The organism is Paenibacillus daejeonensis DSM 15491, assembly GCF_000378385.1.
Classification (GTDB): domain Bacteria; phylum Bacillota; class Bacilli; order Paenibacillales; family Paenibacillaceae; genus Paenibacillus_D; species Paenibacillus_D daejeonensis.
This window is the reverse complement of the sequence record NZ_KB899659.1, coordinates 31510-56988: the sequence shown is the minus strand read 5'-3', so window position 1 is coordinate 56988 and position 25479 is coordinate 31510. Positions and strand designations below refer to the sequence as shown.

The 25479-nt window shown below is 51.4% G+C and carries 21 protein-coding genes and 1 pseudogene; 19 read left to right on the top strand and 3 right to left on the bottom strand.

All coding sequences use genetic code 11. The annotated features are described in order from the left end of the window. Positions 1 to 220: 220 nt before the first annotated feature. The 7 genes and pseudogenes from F556_RS0100275 (at position 221) to F556_RS32930 (ending at position 7768) form a co-directional block, all read left to right on the top strand. On the top strand, positions 221 to 1183 hold the full coding sequence (locus F556_RS0100275) for an ABC transporter permease (protein WP_020614866.1): 963 nt from the start codon (positions 221 to 223) through the stop codon (positions 1181 to 1183). A gap of 16 nt (positions 1184 to 1199) precedes the next feature. Beyond that, positions 1200 to 2093 (top strand): carbohydrate ABC transporter permease, encoded by an 894-nt coding sequence (locus F556_RS0100270; protein WP_020614865.1) that lies wholly within the window; start codon positions 1200 to 1202, stop codon positions 2091 to 2093. A 48-nt stretch (positions 2094 to 2141) separates the two neighbouring features. Next, a complete protein-coding gene (locus F556_RS0100265; RefSeq protein ID WP_020614864.1) occupies positions 2142 to 3803 on the top strand; it encodes a type 2 periplasmic-binding domain-containing protein in 1662 nt (553 codons plus the stop codon). Positions 3804 to 3971: 168 nt separating this feature from the next. Continuing rightward, positions 3972 to 4646, top strand: coding sequence for a response regulator transcription factor (locus tag F556_RS0100260; protein WP_020614863.1), 675 nt, complete (start codon positions 3972 to 3974; stop codon positions 4644 to 4646). After that, entirely contained in the window at positions 4643 to 6001 is a 1359-nt protein-coding gene (locus F556_RS0100255; protein WP_020614862.1) for a sensor histidine kinase, read from the top strand. Before F556_RS0100260 ends, F556_RS0100255 begins: the two co-directional genes overlap by 4 nt. Positions 6002 to 6109: 108 nt before the next feature. Then, complete coding sequence (locus F556_RS0100250; RefSeq protein WP_020614861.1) at positions 6110 to 7093, top strand: alpha/beta fold hydrolase; 984 nt, start codon at positions 6110 to 6112, stop codon at positions 7091 to 7093. Positions 7094 to 7160: 67 nt separating this feature from the next. After that, a pseudogene (locus F556_RS32930) lies at positions 7161 to 7768 on the top strand (FMN-binding negative transcriptional regulator). A 51-nt stretch (positions 7769 to 7819) separates the two neighbouring features. Here F556_RS32930 and F556_RS0100240 read toward each other — a convergent pair. From F556_RS0100240 to F556_RS0100230, 3 genes are all read right to left on the bottom strand, one after another. Continuing rightward, positions 7820 to 8395, bottom strand: a complete 576-nt coding sequence (locus F556_RS0100240; RefSeq protein WP_020614860.1) for a sugar O-acetyltransferase — start codon at positions 8393 to 8395, stop codon at positions 7820 to 7822. Positions 8396 to 8527: 132 nt separating this feature from the next. Next, complete coding sequence (locus tag F556_RS0100235) at positions 8528 to 9340, bottom strand: MerR family transcriptional regulator (RefSeq protein ID WP_020614859.1); 813 nt, start codon at positions 9338 to 9340, stop codon at positions 8528 to 8530. Positions 9341 to 9365: 25 nt separating this feature from the next. Further along, complete coding sequence (locus F556_RS0100230) at positions 9366 to 9893, bottom strand: GNAT family N-acetyltransferase (protein ID WP_020614858.1); 528 nt, start codon at positions 9891 to 9893, stop codon at positions 9366 to 9368. A 294-nt stretch (positions 9894 to 10187) separates the two neighbouring features. Here F556_RS0100230 and ppsA point away from each other — a divergent pair, with 294 nt between their 5' ends. From ppsA to F556_RS0100170, 12 genes are all read left to right on the top strand, one after another. After that, a complete protein-coding gene (ppsA, locus tag F556_RS0100225) occupies positions 10188 to 12791 on the top strand; it encodes a phosphoenolpyruvate synthase (protein ID WP_020614857.1) in 2604 nt (867 codons plus the stop codon). A 20-nt stretch (positions 12792 to 12811) separates the two neighbouring features. Next, positions 12812 to 13669 (top strand): PhzF family phenazine biosynthesis protein, encoded by an 858-nt coding sequence (locus F556_RS0100220; RefSeq protein WP_020614856.1) that lies wholly within the window; start codon positions 12812 to 12814, stop codon positions 13667 to 13669. Between the two features lie 210 nt (positions 13670 to 13879). Then, a complete protein-coding gene (locus tag F556_RS0100215; RefSeq protein WP_020614855.1) occupies positions 13880 to 14239 on the top strand; it encodes a CidA/LrgA family protein in 360 nt (119 codons plus the stop codon). Then, positions 14232 to 14906: an LrgB family protein gene (locus F556_RS0100210; RefSeq protein WP_020614854.1), complete on the top strand. Its 675-nt coding sequence runs from the start codon at positions 14232 to 14234 to the stop codon at positions 14904 to 14906. Before F556_RS0100215 ends, F556_RS0100210 begins: the two co-directional genes overlap by 8 nt. Before the next feature lie 30 nt (positions 14907 to 14936). Further along, the gene (locus tag F556_RS0100205; protein ID WP_020614853.1) at positions 14937 to 16994 is read left to right on the top strand and encodes an alpha-amylase family protein; all 2058 of its coding nucleotides are present in this window, start codon (positions 14937 to 14939) and stop codon (positions 16992 to 16994) included. Between the two features lie 432 nt (positions 16995 to 17426). After that, positions 17427 to 18248 carry a FadR/GntR family transcriptional regulator gene (locus tag F556_RS0100200; protein ID WP_020614852.1) on the top strand — a complete coding sequence of 274 codons (822 nt, stop codon included), beginning with the start codon at positions 17427 to 17429 and terminating at the stop codon, positions 18246 to 18248. A gap of 253 nt (positions 18249 to 18501) precedes the next feature. Further along, positions 18502 to 19854 carry an LLM class flavin-dependent oxidoreductase gene (locus tag F556_RS0100195; protein ID WP_026297013.1) on the top strand — a complete coding sequence of 451 codons (1353 nt, stop codon included), beginning with the start codon at positions 18502 to 18504 and terminating at the stop codon, positions 19852 to 19854. 43 nt (positions 19855 to 19897) lie between these two features. Beyond that, positions 19898 to 20815, top strand: a complete 918-nt coding sequence (locus F556_RS0100190) for an ABC transporter permease (protein ID WP_020614850.1) — start codon at positions 19898 to 19900, stop codon at positions 20813 to 20815. Positions 20816 to 20832: 17 nt separating this feature from the next. Beyond that, on the top strand, positions 20833 to 21756 hold the full coding sequence (locus tag F556_RS0100185; protein ID WP_020614849.1) for an ABC transporter permease: 924 nt from the start codon (positions 20833 to 20835) through the stop codon (positions 21754 to 21756). Positions 21757 to 21795: 39 nt separating this feature from the next. Further along, the gene (locus tag F556_RS0100180; RefSeq protein WP_020614848.1) at positions 21796 to 22827 is read left to right on the top strand and encodes an ABC transporter ATP-binding protein; all 1032 of its coding nucleotides are present in this window, start codon (positions 21796 to 21798) and stop codon (positions 22825 to 22827) included. Then, positions 22790 to 23809, top strand: a complete 1020-nt coding sequence (locus F556_RS0100175; RefSeq protein WP_020614847.1) for an ABC transporter ATP-binding protein — start codon at positions 22790 to 22792, stop codon at positions 23807 to 23809. The genes F556_RS0100180 and F556_RS0100175 overlap by 38 nt, the downstream gene beginning before the upstream one ends. 47 nt (positions 23810 to 23856) lie before the next feature. After that, the gene (locus F556_RS0100170) at positions 23857 to 25473 is read left to right on the top strand and encodes an ABC transporter substrate-binding protein (protein WP_020614846.1); all 1617 of its coding nucleotides are present in this window, start codon (positions 23857 to 23859) and stop codon (positions 25471 to 25473) included. The last annotated feature ends 6 nt before the right edge of the window (positions 25474 to 25479 follow it).

Sequence of the window (25479 nt, the reverse complement as noted above, 5' to 3'; positions counted from 1 at the left end):
ATCAGATCGGGGCAGCTTTACTTTTGATCCTACCCATCACATTTGATTATCAAACCTGCGAAAAACCCCGTCAAATCAAGGGAATTAGCAAAAATGAAGGGTGAAAATCAAAGTTCAGGATTTACCAATTCAAAATGTAAGCGCTATGATAAGTGCAGCAACCCGGTTCCATTCCAAGTGGAGCCAACTGGTACCACCGGGTCAAAAAGGAGGTGAGACTATGAAAGCTGGACCAACGGCGAAGGCCGATACTGTATCTGCTACACGCATAAAACCATCACGTGGATTCTCCTATTATCTTCGCCGCGACTGGCAGCTGTACGCTCTGCTGCTTGTGCCCTTGTCCTTTGTTCTCTTGTTCAAATATGCGCCGATGTCGGGCCTTATGCTTGCGTTCAAAGATTATAAAATTGCGAGGGGATTCTGGGGAAGTGATTGGGTAGGGTTTCAGGTGTTCATCGATTTATTTGCACGACCTGAATTCCTTCGTGCAGTTCGCAATACGCTGCTTCTCAATGTACTGGATCTGCTGTTCAGCTTTACGGCGCCGATCGTTCTAGCCTTGCTGATTAATGAAGTGAAGAATGTTTTCTTCAAGCGCTTGAACCAGACGCTGCTCTACCTGCCTCACTTCTTGTCCTGGGTTATCATTGGCGCCATTGCGTATCAACTCCTCGGACACGGCAGTGGGATGGTTAACAATCTCTTCGAGCAAATAGGAATCAACCGTATACCGTTCTTGCAAGAAAATACAAATTGGCTGTTTACTTACCTTGCCATCGGTGTGTGGCAGAGTATGGGATGGGGAACCATTATCTATCTCGCGGCCATCACTTCGGTCAACCCCGAGCTCTACGAAGCTGCAACCGTAGATGGTGCGGGACGGTGGCGCAAGATGTGGAATGTCACCTTGCCATCGATTCGGATGACAATCGTTATGCTGCTGATCCTCAGCTTGGGTAGCGTGATGGGCGGATCATTCGAGCGCATTATGGCCCTGACCAACAAAGCTACGACAGAATATACCACCACCATTCCGGTACTGGTATACCGCTGGGGGATTGAAGGCGGCGATTTCAGCCGCGCCACGGCACTCGGTCTGTTCCAAGCGATCATCGGCCTGATCCTCGTACTCCTCGCCGACCGGATCGCCAAGAAACTAGGGGAGGAGGGCTTGCTGTAGAAAGGAGACTTGTCTAATGAAGGAAAGAGCCTATACTGCTCCCCGCCGGTTCCGATTTGATGTGTGGGATGTCATCATTCATATTGTCTTGATTGTCGCTTCACTTGTATGTCTGCTTCCATTTTTACATGTCGTAGCCAAATCGTTGAGTGACGATGCTTATGTCATTGCCCAGAAGGTTTTCTTGATTCCACAAGGACTTACATTTGATGCGTACGGAAAAATCTTTGCCGATGCCAGTATCGTTCGCTCACTCTATGTAAGCGTTATTGTCACAGTGCTGTTTACGATCATCGGCATGATCGTGACAATTTGCGCGGCATACCCACTATCCCGGCCGCAGCTCAAAGGCCGTGTCGTACTTACTTTTATCTGCGTGTTTACCTTATACTTCGGCGGCGGAATCATTCCGGACTACATGCTGGTCAATAGTCTTGGCATGCTGGATACAATCTGGTCGCTCGTACTGCCGCTTTCATTCAGCGCCTTCAATATGCTGATATTGCGTACTTCAATCATGAGCACGATTCCACTTAGTCTGGAGGAGTCGGCCCGGATGGACGGGGCAGGACATTTTAGAATTCTGATTAGTGTCGTTTTGCCACTATGTAAACCGATTCTGGCTACACTATCGCTGTTCTATGCTGTGGGACGCTGGAACGCGTATCAGGATGCACTGTTCTACATCAAGTTCAATATCGATTTAAGACCGCTGCAGCTCAAGTTGTATTATTTGGTCGTGCAAGCAAGTGAAAGCTTCCAACTGGAGGCTACGACTGTTCAGCTCTCCAATCCAGAGGTGTTGAAGGCCTCGGTCGTCGTCTTTGCGACATTGCCGATTGTGTGCGTCTATCCGTTTATCCAGAAGTACTTTGTTCAAGGCGTCATGCTCGGATCGGTGAAGGGATAATCCACTGAATTGGGCTCACGTAACTATGATCATATGGGGGAATATAGGATGAACAAAAGAAAAAAAATGACGATGTTCTTGGCCGTCATGATGAGCGCCAGTATGCTCGCAGGCTGTACAAATAATGGTGGTGGGAACAACGTGCCTGACAACGACCCGCCGCCGACGAATAACACGACTGAAAATGTTGGCGATACAGGAACAGCCGATGGCTTCCCGGATTACTCACAAGGCTTTCCAGAGACAGTTGACCTGGACATTCCGGTCTATGAGCGCGCCTTTGAAGGCTGGAACGTAACAGATAACTATTATACTCGCTGGATACAGAACGAATTTGGCGACAAGCACAATATTAATGTTAATTTTGTCCCCATTACGCGCAACAACGAAGTAACGGACTATGAGCAGCTGTTGGCGGCTCGCAGGGCTCCGGATATTATCTTCCACTACGATATGCCGCAAGCGCTGGCCTACTATGGCGAGGATGTCATGCAACCGCTCGATTGGAATGAGATTGAGCACTACGCTCCAACGTATTGGAGCAATATGGGCGAGACGATCCAGCAATATGGTGTAGTCAATGATCAAAATGTGTTCTTCTTTGCGGCACGTCCGGATACCGACAATTTTGTTAATTTGATTCGTAAGGACTGGGTGGAGCAAGTCGGGATGAAGGTTGAAGATCTGACCTCGCTCGAGAAATACAATGAAATGCTCGTGAAGTGGAAAGAAGCAGGGCTTGGCGTAACAGGCGGTGCCCTGACTCGGAATAACTATGTGTACAGCTACGGCTTCCGAGATTGGCCAGTCGATCCGGAATACCGCGCACTCTACTCGGATCTGGGAGTAGCCGATTTCACAACCAAGGACACCGAAGCTTGGCTGCGCAACCTTAACTACCAGTTTAATAACGGTCTGATCGACAAAGAATTCTATCTGCGTGATGACGACGGTAAAATCAAGTCAGAGTTCGTAGCTGGCCGTACAGGAACTTACGGTTTCTATCTCGCCAGCAACACAGATGTGTTCGAAGCGACGCTGAAGAACAATCCGCAAGCTGAATTTGCTGTTGTGCCACCTGGAGCAGGTGTGCCTGAGGGCAATGTGCCACAAGCACGTGCGTACTGGCCATTTGGCTTCATCATGGGAATGAATTATCTGTCGACGCCAGAAGAGCGTGCTGCTGTCTGGATGTACCTTGAGTGGATGAGCCAGCATGAGAATCTGTTCACCCTGCAAAACGGGGTAGAAGGCGAGAACTATACCCTCGATGAAGAGGGACTGCCTGTTCGAAATGCAGACTTCACGGGTGAATCAGTCCTGGCCCAGAACAATAACAAAGACTATTGGGCACTTGTGACCGAGTCGCCCGTGTTCGAAACGCCTGAGCTGACGGTGAAGTACAATCTGCGGAACTGGGCTCCAGCCGGCTATGAGCAGCTCGCCGAAGACATGCTCAGATACCGTGACGAAACAGCCGAGTACCGGACACCAGATGCCTTGTTTACTGTCGTGCTTGAGAAAGTCAACGACTATAAAGCCGACCTGAACTCGCTGTTCCAAGAACTGTATCTGGAAGTTGCCCTTGCACCGGAAGCAGAGTTTGATGCCAAATACGAGGCAGCCAAACAGCGCTACCTGAGTGCGGGCTACCAGGAAATTCTGGACGAGAAGCAGCAGGCCATTGATGCCGGGCAGTTTGCTAACTGAAAATAACAAATTATCAAGCGTTGAAATGTAGGAATAATGTTGAAAGAGGCATCAGGATATCGTATCCTGATGCCTTTTTATATGACTATAGCCACAGTTGTAGGATCGCCCCTCCGATAGGGTATAATGGAGCCACAATCAAGAGTTAGCAAGGAGTCGATCGAAGCCATGACTACTGTACTTATCGCTGACGACGATGCGAATATTCGCGAGCTCGTTGGATTATTTTTGCGCAATGAAGGGCTGAAGACGCTGGAGGCTGCCGATGGGAGGGAGGCATTGTCTGTGTATGCATCAGAGCCAGTCGATCTGGTAGTGCTGGACATTATGATGCCGGTCATGGATGGCTGGGCCTTGTGCAAGGAGCTCCGAAGAGCAGATGCGTCATTGCCGTTGTTGATGCTGACTGCAAGGGGCGAAACCTGGGAGAAGGTGAAGGGGTTCGAGCTGGGGACCGATGATTACCTCACCAAGCCGTTCGATCCACTGGAGCTTGCTGCCCGCGTGAAAGCCTTACTGAAGCGGCACCGAAATCTCGCCGCCAAGACCATTCGACTTGGACGGACGGTTCTGGATCGGCAGACGTATAAGGTTCTCCAAGACGAGCAGTCCCTATCCCTGCCACTCAAAGAGTTTGAACTACTATGCAAGCTCGCTGATAGCCCAGGCCAAGTATTTACGCGCGAACAGCTCATCGCAGCCGTCTGGGGAATGGATTATGCAGGTGACAACCGCACCGTTGATGTCCACATCAAACGGCTGCGGGAACGATTCGTGGACTCTGGAGATTTTCGCATTGAGACAATACGGGGGCTCGGGTACCGTATCGAGGTCTCGCGATGACCCGGTCACTCTATACACGTGTGGTGCTGATCTTCCTGGCAGCGGTCATTGGTGGGACGGTCATCTCATTTCTGCTGTCCACTAGATTGCACAGAGAGCAGCTTAACGAGAATCTGCTGCTTCCGCTGCTGTACATTGGACAAGATATGATCCGGCTCTATGAGACGCTGCCAGCGGATGAAGCTGAAGCTTACGTGAGTGGCATGCAGCAGTTACACGCCTATCACATCCGTATCTATGAGTCGCCTGACCACTATCGTTCGTATGGCAAGGCAGGAGGCTTCCAGGCTGCTGAAGCCACGGCAGATCAGGTGCGCCAAGTGTTGGACGGTGAGCTGCTGCAGCTCAATCCGACAGGGGTCTCTACAAGTCTGCTGGGACTGCCTTTTTCTTTGGACTCCCAGAGCTATGCCCTGTTTATACAATCCACGGGACCGCCATCTTCCTCGTTTATCATGACCTGGATGCTTAACTTTGTGGTCTACGCGTTGATTGTGGGCAGTCTCGTGGTTTTGCTATCCGCGTTTTTTTTGGTGAGACCCATTCAAAAGCTGACCCGAGCCACACGCCAAATCGCAGGTGGAGATTTCGAGGTTCAATTGGATATCAAGCAGCGAGGTGAGCTGGGCGAGCTAGCGCGGAGCTTTGAGAAAATGGCGCGTGATTTGAGTCAATTGGAGGAGCTCAGAAAAGAATTTGTTGCGAATGTTTCACACGAAATCCAATCGCCACTGACCTCCATTACTGGCTATGCCAAAGCGCTCCAACATTTGCCGGCTGACGAAAGTGAACGCGTCCGCTATCTCGGTATTATCGTTGATGAAGCCGCCCGCATGTCCAAGTTAAGTGATAATCTGCTTAAGCTTAGCCTGTTGGAATCAGAATCGCAGCAGTTGAAGCCAGTTTCCTATAGTCTCGCAGAACAGATTAGACAGGTCGTCATTACGCTCGAGCCGCAATGGAGAGAACGTAGAATCAGCCTTGAATTCGACCTGGAGGAGGGAGAAATTACGGCCGATCCCGATTTGCTGGTTCAGGTCTGGACCAATGTCCTCGGCAATAGCATCAAGTTTTCTCCAGATGAAAGTTTAGTTGAAGTGAGTACAGAGCAAAATGCCGCATCCTGGGTAGTCCGAATTACGGATCACGGGATTGGAATTCCGCTAGATGATCAGGAGCGGATCTTCGAGCGATTCTTCAAAGCGGATCGTGCCCATAGCGGTAAGCACAGTGGCAGCGGGATGGGACTGGCAATTGTCAAGCGAATCGTGTCCCTGCATCACGGTCATATTACAGTCGAAAGCGAGCTGGGGAGCGGGACAAGCCTTGTCATTCATCTACCCCAATCAGTATAAGTTGTTCATCTTCCGTTCATATTGGCTTCATAAGCGGTCCATCTTGGTGTTTTATGCTTGTCCTAGACGTCCTCAGGTGGAGTCACTATAGCGATAGGAGTGGAAGAAATGGAACATCAGGATAAGCAGAATAAAAAAAACAGCGGCAAGCGGAAAGGGCTTCGTCTAATTTGGAGGGGCTTGATTGGTCTTACTGTCGTAGCGGTACTCTTTGTGGCAGTCGTATTTACGGTCAACCGGGTCAGTCTGCACCTGGAGAAAGACAATATACGCTCTTATGGTCAGCTCGTCCCCGTAGATGGTCAATCAATGAACATTTACATGCAAGGAAGCGGCGAGGAGACGATCGTACTTCTTCCTGGCTACGGCACGGCTGCTCCAGCCTTGGATTTCAAGCTGTTGATTGATGAATTGGCACCTGATTACAGAGTTATTACAGTTGAGCCTTTCGGCTATGGTTTAAGTGATGGAACCGATGTGGAACGGACCAGCAGTAATATAGTGCGCGAAATTCACGAAGCTTTGCAGCAACTGGGTATCGATGATTTTGTGCTCATGGGGCATTCTATAGCGGGTATTTACAGCCTGGAATATGTCCAAGCCTACCCGGAGAATGTGAGGGCATTTATCGGTATTGATAGCAGTGTGCCCAATCAGCCCGGTATGAATGAGAAGCTGCCTGTCCGCACATTTGACCTGCTCAACCGGTCCGGATTGTTGAGGCTCGTCAAGCAATTTAGCGGAGATCCTTATGCCTCTACGTCTTTTGATGAAGCAACCAAGGAACAGATGAATCTGATATCCAACAAGAATGCCAGCAGTCCCACTATGCTGAATGAGATGAGACATATTAGTACCAATTTCGAGGCCGCTCAAGGCTTGACCTTCCCGGCTCAGCTTCCGGTGCTGCTTATGGTTCAGGCTGACAACTCAAGCTTCCCGGAGTGGGTGCCGCTGCATGAGGAGCAAGCCGCAACGGTAGATAATGGTCAAGTGATTACAATGGATGGCGAGCATTATTTGCATCATACCCATGCTCAAGAAATTGCTGAGGCTACTCGGGTATTTTTGTTGCAAATGCAACAAAAATAGTTAAAAATGAAGTTCTAGGAAGAACCGCACTAGCTTGCGGTTCTTTCCAGGATGAGGAGGGGGCAGCGTGTATATACCACGTTATTTTCGCATGGACGAAGAGAGTACATATGGGGTTATGAAAGATTACAGTTTTGCGACTTTGGTATCTCAACATAAGGGGGTTCCCTTTGCTACACACTTGCCTTTGATTGTGAATCAAGAGAAGCAATGGCTGGAAGGACACTTTGCACGTCCGAATCCACAATGGGAAGACATCGCAGATCAAACGGTTCTCGCTATTTTTCAAGGGCCACACAGCTATATTTCTCCTTCATGGTACGAAACAATGACCGCAGTGCCTACATGGAATTATATAACCGTTCACGTATATGATACGGTGGAGTTGATCAACGACGAGATCCAAGTCGCAGCTTCCTTGCAAGCGATGGTAGACCAATATGAAGCCCAAGATAGTCCGTACCAGCTGCCGGAGGTTGATCCGCAGTATGTGGCTGGACTGACTCAAGGCATCCAGGCCTTCAGACTCCATATTGAACGCGTTGAAGGCAAAGCCAAGCTTAGCCAAAACCATTCGCCACAGCGACAGGAACTAGTTATTGACCACCTAGAGCGGGATCAGGCGAGAATCAACGGCAAATCGCAGCATTGATGAAAGATAACTTTGTTCAATAGCCTGTTCTCACCATTAAGGAACATTTGAGAAACAGTGAACTCAGTGGTAGGTTACTCCAAATCACCGATCGTCTTAATCATCTTGGCCGGCACTCCACCCACTACTGTGTCGGCCGGGACATCCTTGGTGACGACAGCACCTGCGGCGATGACGGCATGGTCGCCGATGGTAACACCAGGGAGGACCGTAGCATTGGCACCTATCCAGACTTTCTTGCCGATAACGATTGGGGCAGGGATTGTGGTGCTTCGTTTCCGGGGATCCATGTCGTGGTTAAGGGTTGCAAGCACCACGTTATGTCCAATTAACGCTTCGTCTCCAATGATAATGCCGCCCTGATCCTGGAAACGGCAGCCGGAGTTGATGAAGACCTGCTTGCCAATCCTTATATTCTTGCCACAATCCGTGTAGAAGGGCGGGAACATGGCAAAGGAATCATCGATCGGTCGACCTGTCAGCGCAGTCATTAGACGGCGGATCTCGGCCGGCTCGTGATATGCCCCGTTAAGCTTGGCTGTAATGCGCAAGGCCTCCTGACTTAATTCAATCATGTAGTCATGAAGCTCCGAGCCGCCTTCCACCGCCAGCCCTCGATCCATATGGGCTAGAAATTCGCTCAACTGCATGACAACATTCCTCCTGTTCTTATCCCATCTGTTCGTTTGACCTCATTATACCCGTTTGTCCCTGAACCTCAATGAACAATCGAAGCCATCCTGTCGCGTAATGAACTAATGGGAAACAGGTGTTGAGTAACTTCAGTCGATCCGTACCTGGATTTCGGTCAGGAATTCTTCTGTCACCGCTGTATCCCGGTTATCAATAGCATAAATCTCGAACGGATCTCCTGTAATCCGGTGTCCGTGAGCCTTGGCATGGGCGATCAGCGCCATCATATGGTCATAGCTCTGTCGATAACTCCCACGGTAGTGGAAGGACAGATACTTGCCTGCAGGCAAGGTGTAATCATACTCAATCGTCCTCGATTCGTCAGCATCGAAGATGAAGAATACGGCATTAAATTCATCCCGAATTCCGGCTTGCAAGGCCTCTAGGGACACGGAGGCTCCATACCACTGGTTGCCCAGGTCGAGCTGATGATGACGATGCTTCTGATGCAGCATTTTGACCGCGTAATCCGTTTCCTCGTCTCTGGTAATGCGGAGACGCAGCTGCAGACATGGACGGTCAAGATAGGTCTTGATCGTGAACTGTTCTGTCTGGATGGTTCGGGATTCTGTCAATATGTTCATCCGGTCCACTAGACTACGCTGCGTGTGTTGCAGTCTCGCGATTTGCTTCTCCACAAGCTCATGCTCCTGCCGCAACAGATCAAGCGTATTCTCGATGCTCTGATGGTCCAGGTAGGCTTTGATCTGCTCCATCGTGAAATCCAGCTGGCGCAGATCCCGGATAATGGTTAGCTTGTACATGTCTCTAAGACTATATTGGCGGTATCCATTCGCGGCTCGCCTGGGCTGCAGCAGCCCCAGCTTCTCATAGTATCTCAGCGAGTCTGCACCGATTCCGTACAGCTTGGCAATTTCATTGATTTTGAACTCACTCTTCATCGGATACCCTTCCTTTGTCTATAACCTAGAGGTTGGTGGCTGTTGCTAAAGGGACCTGATACACCTCCGCATACAACGTCCTCTTCATTTCGTTAAATACGGAGGGCGTCAGAGCTTGCGGGTAACTCATAATCCGCAGCGGCACCGCGGGTTCCCCCGCTCGAAGCGATGGCTGCACGTATGCGTAATCCTCTAACTTAAAGCCCAGCCGTTCATAGAAACCAATTCGTCTGCGCTGCTCTTCACCCTCGGGACACTCGACCTCCAAAATGACGGGCAACTCCGATTCCGCCATAAAGCGCTGCATCAGCCGTTTGCCGACGCCTCCACCGCGAAGGGTAGGGGAGACTGCAATATGCTCGACATACCGGAATTGGTCAAACTCCCAGCCTGCGAGGAATCCGATAACTTCCTGCTGTTCATTTCTCTCTACCAGCATACGGTATCGGGAACGGGATAACAAACTCCGTTGCGCAGCATAGCCCCTGAATTCCGTCTTCGGAAATGATAGCTCCATCATCTGATAAATCTGATTAAATACTTGATCGGTCATGTTGTCTGCACCTTACTTTCCCTTGTTGTAGTTACAGACCACTATAAACCCTGGTATCGTACCAAGGTCAAGCGCTCTGCGAGTAAAAAGGGAACGATGTCAGCAAAAAAAAGAACCTGGTCAATGACCAGGTTCTTCCTATTGCAATCACTTAAAAGGCGTGTTAGAATCAGTGAACGCGCCTGCGAGTCTATGTAATTGGACGAATTTATTCTATCTTATAATTAAATCTTATCACGGCGCAATACTACCTGTCAATGATTAATTTGAATGCATGGTGAGGAGCGATGGAGAATGAATCATTTAGTGCTCGATTTGAAGCAAGTGGACCGTACGCAGGTTCTGCTGGCAGGTGGCAAAGGGACCAATCTCGGGGAACTCTCGAAGCTAAGGGGGATACGAGTACCTGATGGGTTTACTGTAACTACGACTGCTTTCCGACTAGCGATGGACTCCAATGCCTCCTATACTGAGCTACTAGACCGGTTATCCAGGTTGTCTCTTGCTGAGCGGGAGGAGGTCATGAATCTCAGTCGCGCCATCAGGGAAACTATATTAAGCACAGCCATCCCGCCTGATACCGAGCAAGCGATCTGCCATTCGCTCTCCCATTTCGATGACGACCAAGCTTACGCTGTACGATCAAGTGCAACAGCTGAAGACTTGCCACATGCTTCTTTTGCTGGTCAACATGATACGTATCTTAATGTCATCGGCCGCGAATCTGTGCTGCAGCACGTACGCGCGTGCTGGGCCTCGTTATATACGGATCGTGCCGTGTTCTACCGAATGCAGCAAGGCATCGACCACAACCAGGTGTTCATGTCTGTCACCGTGCAGCAGATGATTAACGCACAGGCATCCGGTATTCTGTTCACCGCCGATCCACTGACCTCGAATCGCAAGCGGATTTCTATCGATGCAGGGGTGGGTCTCGGAGAAGCCTTGGTTTCGGGCCAGGTTACTGCTGACCAGTATATAGTTCAAGAAGGAGAGATTGTGAGCAAGCGATATGGTTCGCAGCATGAGGCCGTTTATGGCAGCCCCGGTGGAGGGACGATAATCCGCCCGCTTGAATCCACCAGACCGCAGCTCCCGGCGCTCACGGATGAGCAGATTCTGAACCTGGCTACACTGGGGAGACAGATTGAAGCCGATATGGGCGGTCCACAGGATATCGAATGGTGTCTGATGGACGACAACTTCTATATTGTACAGAGCCGTCCCATTACGACCCTGTTCCCCATACCCGAGAGCCCGGAAGAGGGGAACCGGGTCTATGTCTCAGTCGGTCATCAACAGATGATGACCGATCCCATTAAGCCGCTGGGCTTGTCCTTTTTCTTGATGACGACTCCAGCCCCGATGAGGGTCGCTGGCGGTCGGTTATTTGTTGATGTAACGGCCCATCTCGCTTCACCTGCCAGCCGGGATCAGATGATTGGAGCGTTAGGTACGTCCGACCCTCTTATGAAAGATGCGCTCATGACAGTTGTTGCACGCGAAGGGTATATCAACATGGCCCAGGACAACGAACATGGGCCGCGAATGGCTGGCACTAGAAGGGAAACTGCTGAACGAGCAGCGCCGGATGCGTCCATTGTGCCAGAACTGATTCATAGCTGGGAAGCATCGCTGGCAGAGCTGCAGCAGACGATTCATACAAAAACGGGTACAGCTTTATTCGACTTTATCCTGCAGGATATGAAGGAATTAAAACGCCTGTTGTTCGACGCAAGCAGCTCGGCAGTTATTATGACCGGAATGGGGGCCACCGCATGGATCAATGAGCATATGCTAGAATGGCTGGGCGAACAACACGCCGCAGATAAGCTCTCGCAGTCCTTGGCTAACAATGTGACTTCTGAAATGGGTCTGGCCCTCATGGACGTAGCTGATGTCATTCGGCCCTATCCTGAAGTCGTCCACTATTTGCAGCAGGCAGCTACGGATGGTTTCATGGAAGACTTGGTTTCCCTGGAGGGTGGAGTCCAGGCCAAGCAAGCAATCGAAGCCTATCTGGCGAAATACGGCATGCGCTGTCCCGGGGAGATCGATCTGACACGGAGGCGCTGGAGCGAGAACCCCTTCGCCTTGGTCCCCGTACTCCTTGGACATATTAAAAACGAAGAGCCCCATGCCAGCAAGCGTCGGTTCGAGCAAGGGCTGCAGGAAGCACAGGCGAAGGAGAAGGAACTGCTGGACCGGCTACGAGAACAGCCTGATGGCGAGCGCAAAGCATTAGAAACGAAACAAAGAATGGACCAGATCCGTCTGTTTAGCGGATACCGTGAGTATCCCAAGTACGGTATGATTAATCGTTATTTTGTTTATAAGCAAGCGTTGTTGCAGGAAGCCGGACACCTGAAGCAGGCGGGAATGATTCCGAACGAGGATGCCATCTACTATCTCACGTTCGAAGAATTACGAGATACCGTCCGTACACAGCAATTGAATCTACAGTTGATTCATGACCGCATAGAGGATTACACTCGGTACGAGAAACTGACGCCTCCGCGCGTCATGACCTCAGATGGGGAGATCCTCACCGGGGAATACCGTCGCGAGCATCTTCCAGAAGGCGCATTAGCCGGTCTGCCCGTATCAACAGGGATCATTGAGGGGCGAGCTCGTGTTATGATGGGAATGCAAGACGCGCTGCCAGAGGAAGGGGATATTCTGGTGACTGCCTTTACAGATCCAGGCTGGACGCCACTGTTTGTGTCTATCAAAGGCTTGGTCACTGAGGTGGGCGGACTGATGACACACGGCGCTGTCATAGCCCGGGAATATGGCCTGCCGGCTGTCGTTGGCGTAGTTGGAGCAACTACGCGGATCCAAGACGGCCAGCGCATCCGGGTGAACGGAGCCGAAGGCTGGGTCGAAATTTTATCCTAATAGAGAGGGAGTGTCTTCGAATGAACGTACCTTTTCAACAGGTCGATGTTTTTACCTCCGTGCCTTATCAAGGCAATCCTGTAGCAGTCATACTGGATGGTAATCATCTGTCCACAGAACAGATGCAAGCGATCGCCAATTGGACCAATTTATCGGAAACCACATTTGTCTGCGAGCCTCAAGATCCGCGGGCGGACTATCGGCTGCGGATCTTCACACCGCTCAGCGAGCTGCCTTTTGCCGGTCACCCGACCATTGGGTCGGCCTATGCCGTGCTGCGTCATGGAATTAAACCGAAGACTGCCGGGGTACTTATCCAGGAATGCGGCAGTGGTCTCATCACCATCTTCATGGAGCAGGAGACCTTGTGGCTCACCCTGCCGGAGCCTCAGATCAGCAGCATAACTGCGACTCAACAAGAACAGCTCGCGACGGCACTTGGTATTGAACCGCATGATATTTTGGTTAGTGCAACCATTGACGTTGGTCCGGTCTGGGTTACGATACAGTTGCCGCATGCGTCTATGGTGCGAGAATTACGGCCAGATTTTGCTGCATTCGCTTCCGCACTGCCGCCAAGCGCAACTGGTATTACTGTGTTTGGGCTGGACCCGGACCATCCAACTGCTCAGGTCGAGGTTCGTTCCTTTGCACCTACGGATGGTGTGGATGAAGACCCGGTCTGTGGCAGCGGCAATGGCTGCGTGGCTGCGCTCGTCAGAGCGAATGAATTAATCGATGCTAAAAGTTATGTTGCTGCCCAAGGCCAGTGTGTCGGTCGCAATGGACAGGTCGCAGTCCGGTTTACAGAGGACGGCTCCATCTTGATCGGCGGTGAAGCTGTAACTTGTGTAGAAGGTTCGATCTACGCCCCTTAATTCAATACATTATATGTGCCACACCAGGTTGTCGGCGCACGTTAGGTCAATTGCGGCCTGATATGTTTTGGGTTGGAATAGTAGTGTATAGGCCGGTTCGCGAAGTGTGCGAGCCGGCTTTTTGGCAGCTCTGACTTGGACACCTGATGGAAAGAAATGCTATAGTAAAAACGTTGCATGTGATCGGAAGTTACAGGGAGGAGGCCAGACATGCTAGGATTTGCATGGTTGATGGGCTTCTTGCTGGCAGGAGAAGGGATAGAGCATGTGCTTGGTGTTCCGCTGCCCGGCAACGTCATTGGTATGGTGATGCTTCTGGCCGGGCTCCGGCTCGGCTGGGTCAAGCTAGAATGGCTACAGGATACTGCACAGTTCCTACTATCCCATATGATGCTGTTCTTTGCGCCAATTGTTGTGGGCACCATGGTGTATGCCGACATCATGCTGGCTCATCCGTTAGCCATCAGTTCTGTTGTGATTGCGGGAACCTTGATGGTGTTACTGGCGGGCGGCGGCTCCGCATTCTTAATCGAGAGAAGAAAAGGCAAGGAGAAGGAATCTCATGGATGAATGGTGGATGGCTCCTGTTTTTGGAGTGGCGTTGACCGTAGGCATTTATATGCTGTCAATCACAGCAAACCGCAGGCTGCGCTGGCTTCATCCGCTGTTCACTTGCTCAGTTCTCATCATCGCCATCTTATTGCTGCTGGACATTCCTTATGATGATTATATGGCTGGTGGCGAATGGATTACCTTCCTGCTCGGACCGGCGACCGTCGCACTGGCCGTTCCTCTGCACAAGCATTGGGAGCTGATTCGCAATCAGCTGCTGCCGATCACGACAGGCATCACCGTTGGAGTGGCCGTTGGGTTTGCGTCCAATGCATTCTTGATCCGAGCATTTGGCGGGTCCGATGAGCTGCTGTTCACCGTACTGCCCAAATCGGCAACCGCTCCCATTTCCATTGAAATTGTCGCTCGCTTGGGAGGCATTCCCGAGCTGGGGGCCGTGCTGACGGTATTGACTGGCTTGTTCGGCAGTATGGTAGGGACGTGGTGTCTAAGAAAAATTGGCGTGCACACGGACCTGGCGATTGGCATTGCCATGGGGACAGCCGCGCATGGGATCGGCACAGCCAAGGTCCTGCGAGACTCCGAGCGGCAAGGCGCGTATAGCAGTCTGGCCATGGGTCTGACAGGCATTCTGATCTCCGTGGCTGCGATGTTCTGGGGCTGAACCCAACCTAATAAGTGAGGAGAGTGACATATGACGTGGTGGACGACGCAACCGATGCGACTGATTCAGACCAATCTTCGAGAAATTGATGCCCAGCTGGACCCCGACGAATTCATTGACAGTATCCAGGCTTACAGTGGCAATGTGCTGCTCTTCAACGCTGGCGGCATCGCAGCGAATTATGATACCAAGCTATCCTTTCATTATAAAAACCCTTATCTCAAAAACGATTTTCTAGGTGAGATCCTTGGCAGGGCGCATGCAGCTGGCATTCGCCTCATTGCTCGCTTTGATTTTAGTCGTCTGAATGAGGAGATTGCCCTTAACAACCCCCAGTGGCTGTACAAAAGCACGCAGGGGCAGATCGTCAATTATAATGGCCAGGTGCATACTTGTATCAATGGCCTCTATCAGCAGGAGAAGTCCATTGAAATCCTGAAGGAATGTGCCAGCAACTATTTAATTGATGGCGTTTTCATTAATATGCATGGCTATGTTGTGGAGGATTATAGTTATAATCACCATGGAATCTGCCAATGTGACAATTGCCGCTTGAGGTTCGAGCAGATGTATGGTCATCCCACGCTGCCCAAGAAGAAGGACGCTGCCGATCCCATCTACCGGGATTATGTGCAATTTCAAGAGAAGACGGTGGCTGAGCTATTCTACCGCCGTTCCGCAGCCGTGAAGGGTATTCGCCAGGAGATCGCCATTTGCAATTACACCGCGGAAGGCACGGATATTTTCAGGAAAGAATCGAACACGGGAATTCACAGACAGCTTCCGGAGTTCAATTATTTATCCAGCCGCAATGTAAAGGTGGTTTTAGGCTCCTGGCCGGGTATGGCCGTTAGCAACTCTGCGGTACATTTCGTGGATTTTGCCATGCGCCATACAGCCGTATCTCCTCACTTTACTGCGCTTAGACTAGCTGAAGATCTCGTGCAGGGCGGATGGCTCGACTATTATGTCATCGGCACGCTCATGAATCAGGATGACCGGCTGGTGATGGATATCGTCAAGGATATCTTCCGATACCACGCAGACCATGAACATTACTACAGCGACCTAGTTTCTATCGCAGATATCGCACTGATCGATCCGTATCTTAGCTACATGCATGGCAGTGAACGGGAATTCCGTGGTCTGTTCCGTATGTTGTCAGAGAGTCATGTGTTATTCGATGTCATTCGTGATGATGTGCTGAATCAGGACCATATACTTGAACGGCTTCGCAGGTACCAAGCTGTCATCTTGCCGGATGTTCGTAATGTGTCAGAGCAGATGCGAGCTACGCTGGATGCTTATGTACACCAGGGCGGCAAGCTGCTCGCATCGGGCGCATCCGCAACATGCGATGAGAAGGGTAGCCCGTTGAGACAGGTGCAGCTTGAGAGTCTCGGCGCGGGCCGAATCCTGGAACACCGCACACCAAGACAAGGCGATTATTTTGCGCTCCAAGATCAGGATCGTGCAGTGCTCCGCGGCTTTGAAGACGTCAATCTTGTGTATCTCCTTGGGGAACTGCTCATATGCGAGACCAAGCCGGAGAGTGAGACGTATTTGGGATTGATCGACGAATGCATGTTTGGCCCGCCGGAGAAGTGCTATTATACCGAGATTAGCGACGTTCCAGGTATCATTCGGCAAGCGTATGGTCAAGGTCGCACGGTTCTGATGCCATGGGGTATCGGCCAGCATTACGAACGGTTAAGCAATCATGGACATGCCATGCTGCTGGAGGCTGTCCTTCGCGATGTATTAGACGTTAGTCGTAGCGTAAAGACAACGACCTCGCCCCTGATTGAACTCGCCGCCTACCGCAGCAGGGACGAGAGCCGGGAGCTTGTTCATCTGGTCAACCATAGCGGTCAGTTGGGCACAGCCTTTCATGCGCCAATCCCTATACACGAGGTGAGCTGTACGTTGACCACGAACCGCAAGCCCTTGCGGGTGCATACGCTGCGCGGCCAACAGGACCTCGAATTCACTTACTCTGGCGAGGGCAAGGGTGAGGGCCCATTGTCTTTTACTGTGCCGAAGGTGGAGCTGTTTGAGACAGTGGTTCTGGATTACGGAAGAGAATAGAAGCACAAGAGAGCAGCCCCCTTGGGAAGCCATTGGCATCCGTGGACTGCTATTGTTGTCTATAAGCAAGCTGCGAAAGAATTGTGCTCTAGCTGCATGGTGGGTGTTATGCCGGGCGGAGAACGAGTAGCTTTGTTTGTAGCTGAGTACCCTTCTGCGCTAACGACAAAAGTACAATTAAATTTAGCCTCATGGCTGACAATCCGGCTTGTAACGACAAAAATGCAGTTAATCTAACTGAAATATCCAGATTTTAGAATTTATCAGCTAATTAGTTGTACTTTTGACTTTAAAGTTGTCCTCTAGCTAGTAGCGTCGGCTATTAACTGTATTTTTGTCTTTAAGGAGCGCTAGAGTTCTTTATTAAGTTGAAGTAGAGGGGGATTTATAATAAAATCAATCCTGAACGGCAACAAGAGAGGAGAAATGGATATGGAGAAGCAAGTCGAGGCATCCATTTCGGAAATGAGTCATTTTTTTTCAACACGTGTCGAAACCATCGAATACTTGCTGCTACAATATCTGCTCAAAAACCTCGAGCCCGTCGGCTCCTGGGTGCTCAAAGTCGTACTGGACGAAAAAAATGTTGCGGTAAGCACGGCTACGATCGGACGTATTTTGAAAGATACGGACGCCAAAGGCTACACGAGACTAGTCGGTGCCCAAGGAAGAGTCATCACCGAGGACGGCATCAGCTATGTTGAAGAACAGACGAACCGGCTGGAGCGAGAACGACTGCAAAAGAACTTGATCCATGCCGCACAACCTGAAAACCTGCAGGAGCTGCTCGATGTGCTGCATGCAAGAAAAGCGCTGGAGTGCGAAACATCAAGACTAGCTGCCGAACGTGCGGACCATGCCGCGCTGGCTGCATTGAAAGAACATTTGGAATGTCATGAACAATGTGTGACTGAGCGCGCAGATCCTTCCAGAGCAGCACTGGATTTTCATGCCACGCTGGCCAAGGCATCGGGGAACAAGTTCCTGATTGCCGCACTGGACATTCTTTTCTTTGAACAATGGAGGCTGGAGTCACAGATTCACGAGTTGATCACCCGTAAAAGGGGAGCGGGATATGCCCACCAACACCGAAGCATCGTCGAAGCCATCATGCAAGCGGATGCGGACGAAGCGGAACGATTGATGAAGATGCATATGCAAGTCGTTATTGACGATGTGAATCAACAAATCGCTAGCGAGTCTAACCAAACGGTGGAAGCGGATGACAAGGTAAGTCCACTCATAATAGGATAACGCTTCAAATATGACAATGACCGGCCACGGATGGCCGGTTTTTTGACGTGAACACGCAATATATCACACATTAACAACATAGTTAGTCATGTATATGTTAATTTGATATCGTTTACAATAAATAATTTGAAGAATAAGTGTTAATTATATTGACCCATATATAACACCGTGATAAGATTTACTCACCTCCTCATCATCGATGAGCAGGTCAAAGAGTGGATGATGGTATGAATTCAGAAAGGGTGATAGAAGGATGAGTAAAGCACCGAGGCAAATGCACTTGAACCTGTTTATTCAGGGAATTGGACATCATGAGGCAGCATGGAGGCATCCCAACACGAATCCCCAAAACATGTTGGATATTGCATACTATCAGCGGTTATCGCAACAGGCGGAAGCAGCAAAATTTGATTCCATCTTTATTGCCGATGGATTGGCAATTAACTCCAATATTAAGTACGGCCCCTTCAACAATTTCTTCGAACCCTTCACCTTGCTTGCCTCAATTGCTGCAGTGACCAAGCATATTGGCGTCATCGGCACCGCATCTACCACCTACAGTGAACCCTATAATATTGCACGCCAGTTTGCCTCGCTTGACCACGTGAGTCGTGGCCGCGCGGGATGGAATATCGTCACAACGGGCAACGAGAAGTCCGCACACAATTTTGCCAGAGATGTACATCTTGAACACAGCCAGCGTTATGAGAGAGCCCATGAATTCCTGGAAGTGACGACAGGGCTATGGGATTGCTGGGAGGACGATGCGTTAATTGCAGACCGCCCAGGAGGAAGGTTCGTCGATGAGAGCAAGATTCATGCCCTCAACTACACAGGCAAACATTTCAAAGTCCGCGGTCCAATCGATATCCCCCGGCCACCGCAAGGGTATCCGGTTCTCGTGCAGGCCGGTTCATCCAAGGATGGCAGGGAATTTGCCGGGCGCTTCGCTGAAGCCATCTATACGGCGCAGAATAACCTGAAGGACGCGCAGGAGTTCTACTCCGATGTCAAAGGACGTCTGCTCAAGTACGGAAGAACTCCTGATCAGCTGTGTATTCTGCCAGGCTTGGCCCCCATCGTCGGTCTGACAGAATCGGAAGCCAAGGAGAAGCAGCAAGAGTTAAATGAATACCTCGTTCCCGAGTACGGTCTCCACCAATTATCGCAATCCATGAATTTGGATCTATTCACCTATCCGCTTGACGGACCTCTGCCGGAGCTTCCACCGGTAGAACAGATCAACGGCGGCAAAAGTCGGTTTCAAGTCTATGTTGACCTGGCCAAACGCGAAAATCTGACGATTCGTGAGCTGACCCATTGGATTGCCTTCGGACGGGGACATGATACATTCGCAGGGACGCCGGAGCAAATTGTGGATCATATGGAAGAGTGGTTTACACAGGGAGGCTGCGACGGCTTTAACCTGCTAGCGCCTCACCTGCCTGCCGATCTGACGTCCTTTTCGGAGCATATTCTGCCTGAATTGCGGCGCAGAGGACTGTTCCGCACAGAATACACGGGGACCACACTGCGGGATCATCTGGGACTCAATCGTCCGGAGAATCGTTATGCCTCGATGGCTAAGCCAGCCAAAAATGCGTAACCAAGCCTTGACAGCCAACTGAAGAAAGGGGAGGAGGCCACCAATGAAAAGCTATCTTCTCAAATATGTGCTGCAGGTCATCCCCGTCTTGTTTATCATTTCTTTTCTTGTCTTCTTCCTGATCTTCATCGCTGGCGATCCCGTGGCACTGATGATCTCGGACAATGCTACTCCACAGCAAATCGAGGAGTTACGCGAGTCTCTGGGCCTGAACGAGCCTTTCTTTGTCCAGTATGGCTTGTATATGCAGGGTCTGCTGCAAGGTGATTTCGGCACATCGTTCTCTTATAAGCAGGATGCACTTCAGATCGTGCTGGAGAAGCTGCCCAACACACTGCTGCTTGGTTCGCTTGCGATGCTGATTGCCATTATCATTGCCATCCCGCTCGGTATTCTGTCGGCAACTCGTCAAAATACGGCATGGGACCTGCTGATTTCGGGCGCTTCCGTCATTGGCAAGGCGATTCCGAATTTTTGGCTCGCCATTATGCTCATTCTGATCTTCTCCGTCACATTCCAGCTGTTCCCTGTGTCTGGCAGCGGGACGGTGATGCATCTGATTCTTCCAGCCTTCACGCTGGCAACGGGAACGGCTGCAGAGCTGACACGTCTGATCCGCTCCAGCATGCTGGAAGTTCTTGGACAGGACTACATCCGGACGGCCAAGAGCAAAGGGATGTCCCGATCCTTAATTACGTATCGGCATGCCTTCCGCAATTGTCTCGCTCCTGTTATCACCATTACAGCGATGCAGGCCTCGGTTATCGTCAGCGGCGCAATCATTACGGAGACCGTATTTGCTTGGCCAGGCATGGGCCAGCTGCTCGTCAAAGCCATCAGTCTGCGTGATATGGCCGTTGTTCAAGCAGTGGTCTTCGTCAGTGCATTTGCGATCATTCTGCTCAACTTTATCGCAGACGTGGCTTATCGTCTCATCGACCCAAGAATCAAATACGAATAGGAGAGGAGGGGTCAGTGGTGCATTCACATACCGAGGCACTTAAGCCGGAAATGAGCTATGAGGTGGCACGGACCATCCATCCGATCACCCGTTGGATGCGGCTGCTGCTCCGCAGCAAGACAGGCACCTTCGGCTTTGTCATCCTGGTGTTGGTCGCACTAACAGCGCTGCTCTCCGTCCTGCTCGCCCCTTATGATCCCACCCTGTTGAATGCCCGTAATCGTCTAGTGCCACCGTTCTGGTCAGACGGCGGTTCGATGGCCCATATCCTGGGCACTGATCATCTGGGACGGGATATTCTCAGCCGGATCATTTACGGGTCTCAGATTACACTGCTCGTCAGCGGCGCTTCCGTCATTATTTCTGCGGTAATCGGAATCACGCTGGGCGTTGTGTGTGGTTATTATGGCGGCGGGTGGTTTGATGCCATTGTGATGCGCGTCGTCGATGCCAATATGGCGATTCCCAATATCTTGTTCATGTTGGTCATCGTCGGTGTCTTCGGTACCAGCGTGCCTACGCTAATTGTCGTCCTGGGGATTACGGGATGGATAGCCTATACACGGTTAATTCGAGCCGAGGTGCTGAGCTTGAAGGAGAGGGAGTTCATCCGGGCCGCCCGTTCCATCGGGACACGCGACCGGACGATTATGCGCAAGCATATTCTGCCCAATCTGATCTCCACATGCATCGTGGTCTCCACGCTTAGTGTCGGCGGCAATATCGTACTGGAGGCCTCACTTAGCTTCCTCGGACTTGGAATTCAGCCTCCAATCGTTACATGGGGCTACATGTTGAATGAAGGCAGGGACTATATAGCCACGTCCTGGTGGATCGCTACCTTCCCTGGGGTTGCTATTGCGGTAACAGTGCTCGGTATTCTGTTCTTCGGAGATTGGCTGCGCGATGTATTCGATCCCAAGGCCCAAGGGCGCCGTTGAGACATGCGATAGAAGGACAATAATCGACGACATGGGGGAATGACGGTGATCAATCGGCAAAAGGTGCTGGAGGTCCGGCATTTGCAGACGCAATTCCGAACCGAGCACGGCATTGTAAGGTCAGTAGATGATGTCTCCTTCCGGCTGGATGCGGGTGAGATTCTGGGCATCGTCGGCGAGTCTGGCTGCGGCAAGAGTGTAACGTCTTTCTCAATCATGGGGCTGATTGAAGCGCCGGGAGAGATTGCCGGCGGCGAAATCTGGCTGGAAGAACAGGAGTTGACCAAGCTCTCCAAGCGTCAGCTCCGCAAGCTGCAAGGCAAGGATATGGCGATGATCTTCCAAGAGCCGCTAACCTCGCTCAATCCTCTGCTTACAGTGGGACTGCAGATCTCCGAAGTGCTCACCCGGCACAAGCGATTGTCCAAGCGTGAGGTCAAGGAGCAGAGTATAGCGATGCTTCGCCAGGTGGGTATCCCACGCCCTGAGCAAGTGTACCACGCCTATCCGCATGAACTCAGCGGAGGAATGCGGCAACGCGTGATGATTGCTATCGCCATCTCCTGTGGCTCCAAGCTGCTGATCGCGGATGAGCCGACGACTGCGCTCGACGTTACGATCCAAGCGCAGATCCTGAAACTTATGAAGGAGCTCCGGGATAATCTGAACACGTCGATTATGCTCATCACGCATGACCTTGGTGTGGTAGCGGAGATGGCCGATCGCGTAATCGTCATGTATGCTGGCCAGGTCGTCGAGGAGGGCGATGTTTACGAGATTTACCGTTCGCCCAAGCATCCCTATACCAAGGGATTGATGAACAGCACGCCCAAGATCGAAGAGGTCAGGAGGAAGCTGGAGTCGATACCCGGTACAGTGCCCGTATTGTCCAACATGCCAAGCGGCTGCCGGTTTCACCCCCGCTGCCCGGTTGCCCGGGACAAATGCCGGGCAGAAGCACCCCAAATGAAGCTGCTGAGGCCAGGCGTTCAAGTGCGATGTTGGCTGCATCAGGAAGGAGAGGTGGAGTTAAATGAGGAGTTTAAAAGAAGAGCCGCTGCTGGAGGTTAGAGGTTTAACCAAGCATTTCGATGTCGGGAAGGGATGGTTCAACCGCAAACCCGCCCAGCTTAAGGCTGTTGACGGAATCAGCTTCAAAGTCCATAGAGGGGAGACGTTCGGTATTGTGGGCGAATCCGGTTGCGGTAAATCAACGACCGGCAGTCTGATCCTCCGATTAATGCAGGCAACTGCTGGAGAGGTGTTGTTCGAAGGCGAGGATCTACTGAAGCTGAACAATCACCAGATGCGCGAACGGCGCAAAGATATCCAGATGATCTTCCAAGACCCTTATGCCTCACTGAATCCACGGATGAAGGTACGCGACTTGATTGCCGAGCCATTGTTAACTCATCACATGCTGGAAGGGGCGCAAATTGACGCGAGAGTTGCGGAGCTGATGGATATGGTTGGCCTTAGCCCGGCATATGCCAAGCGATATCCGCATGAGTTCAGCGGAGGTCAGCGTCAACGAATTGGTATTGCCCGGGCCTTGGCTCTCAAACCCAAGTTAATCATCTGCGACGAAGCGGTGTCTGCCCTCGACGTCTCGATCCAGGCGCAGATCCTCAATCTGCTCTCCAGTCTGCAGAAGGAGTTGAAGCTCACCTACATCTTCATTGGACACGGGCTCCCCGCCGTCAAGCATATCAGCGACCGCATCGCTGTGATGTACATGGGGAAGATCGTGGAGATTGCTGCCAAGGAACAGCTGTTCCACCAAGCGATGCATCCCTATACCGAGGGGTTGCTCGCTTCCATCCCGATCTCCGATCCCACACAGCGGTCTGACCGGCAGGAGTTTATCCTGGAAGGCGATCTGCCGAGCCCGGTCAACCCGCCGCCCGGCTGTACCTTCCATACCCGATGTCCTTATGCGACTGATCTGTGCAAGAGTGAGGCGCCAACGCTTCAAACCGGAGAATATGGAGGCCATCTCGCGGCTTGCCATTATCCACGCCAAAAAGACTTGAAGGTTGCCGGTTCCTATTAAGGAACGGATGAAGAGAAGCAGGCGATCAACGGAGGGGGAGAAGCAACATGCAACAGAGAAAACAGAAGGTTCAACGAATCAGCTCTGTATTCCTGACCACAATGGCGCTATTGCTGCTGGCGGGATGCTCCGGAGGAAATGATACGACCAGTGGAGCAGGGCAAACGGGCAATACCCAGGCACAGACAGGGAATGGTACGACAACGGAGGGGGACTCGGCTGGGGGCAAGACATTGGTTATCGCGTTATCGCAGGATATCGATACCTTGGACACTCATGGTACGACAGCTATCTCCACAGAGGGCGTCATGGTCAATCTGCAGAGCTATTTGCTAAAACGCGACAATGAGGGGACGCTGCATCCCCATCTGGCGGAGTCCTACGAAGCGCTGGATGATACAACCTGGTCCTTTACCCTGCGTGACAACATCCTGTTCCATAATGGCGATCAGTTGACTGCGGAGGATGTGAAATTCTCGCTGGAGCGTGTCGCACAGGATAACAAGCTGGTGCAGCATGCCAATTTCAAAACAATTCAGGAAGTCAAGGTGCTGGATCCTCTGAACTTCGAGATCATCACTGACGGCCCTGACCCGGCACTGCCTTATCGTCTAGCAAGAGAGGCAGCCGGCATCTTCCCCAAGAACTATATTGAAGAGAACGGCTGGGACGCCTTCCAGCAGCACCCCGTAGGCAGCGGCCCTTATGAATTCGTCGAATGGCTGAAGGGCGACCGAATGACGATGAAAAAGTTCGATGACTATTTCGAAGGAGACGTCTCCGAGTGGGACACAGTCATCTTCCGGACGATTATGGAGACCTCGACCCGCGTTGCCGAGCTCATGACCGGCGGCGTGCAGATCGCCGCTTCGATTCCACCGACCGATCTGGAGCGGGTCAATAGTAATGACGGCACCTCCATCGTTAAATCGGATACAACAACGGTGAGGATGCTGTATGTTAACCAGAACGACGCGTTCAAGACCTCGGATCCGCGCGTGGTACAGGCCATAGACTACGCGATCGACAATCAGGTGCTGAGCGATATATTCGCCGACGGCGAAGGCAAACCGACGCGCACGCGTCCTGTGCCCGGTACCTTCGGATTCGACGAGACTCTGTACGATACCTATCGCTATGACCCCGAACGGGCACGTGAGTTGCTGGCCGAAGCGGGCTATACCAATAATCTCGAGATTACGCTGACCTCATCCCAAGGCCGTTCTTATGCGGACAGCGATACAGCCCAGGTCATTGCCGGCATGCTGGAAGAGGTGGGGATCAAAGTGAACCTGGTACTACTCGAAGCGAGCAATTATGTCAGCGTCCGCACGAACGGTGAGAACAAAGAGCTTTTGCTCACCGGATGGAACAACACGCTGTTTGATAGCTCTCATGCGCTGGGTCATTTCCATTCCACTTACCAGCCTGCAGCCTTCGGCTACAGCAATCCTCGCGTTGACGAGTTGCTGGATGCAGCTGCCGTGAACATGGATCCAGATTCTCGCGCCGAGCAGTACAAAGAGGTGCAGCAAATCGTTGCCGAGGAGATGCCTTATATTTATCTGTATCAGGACGTCAGCTTCATGGGCATGAGCGACAGCCTGGATTACGACCCACGGATTGATCAGATGTTCCATGTCGATGAGATCAAGACCAAGTAACGCAGC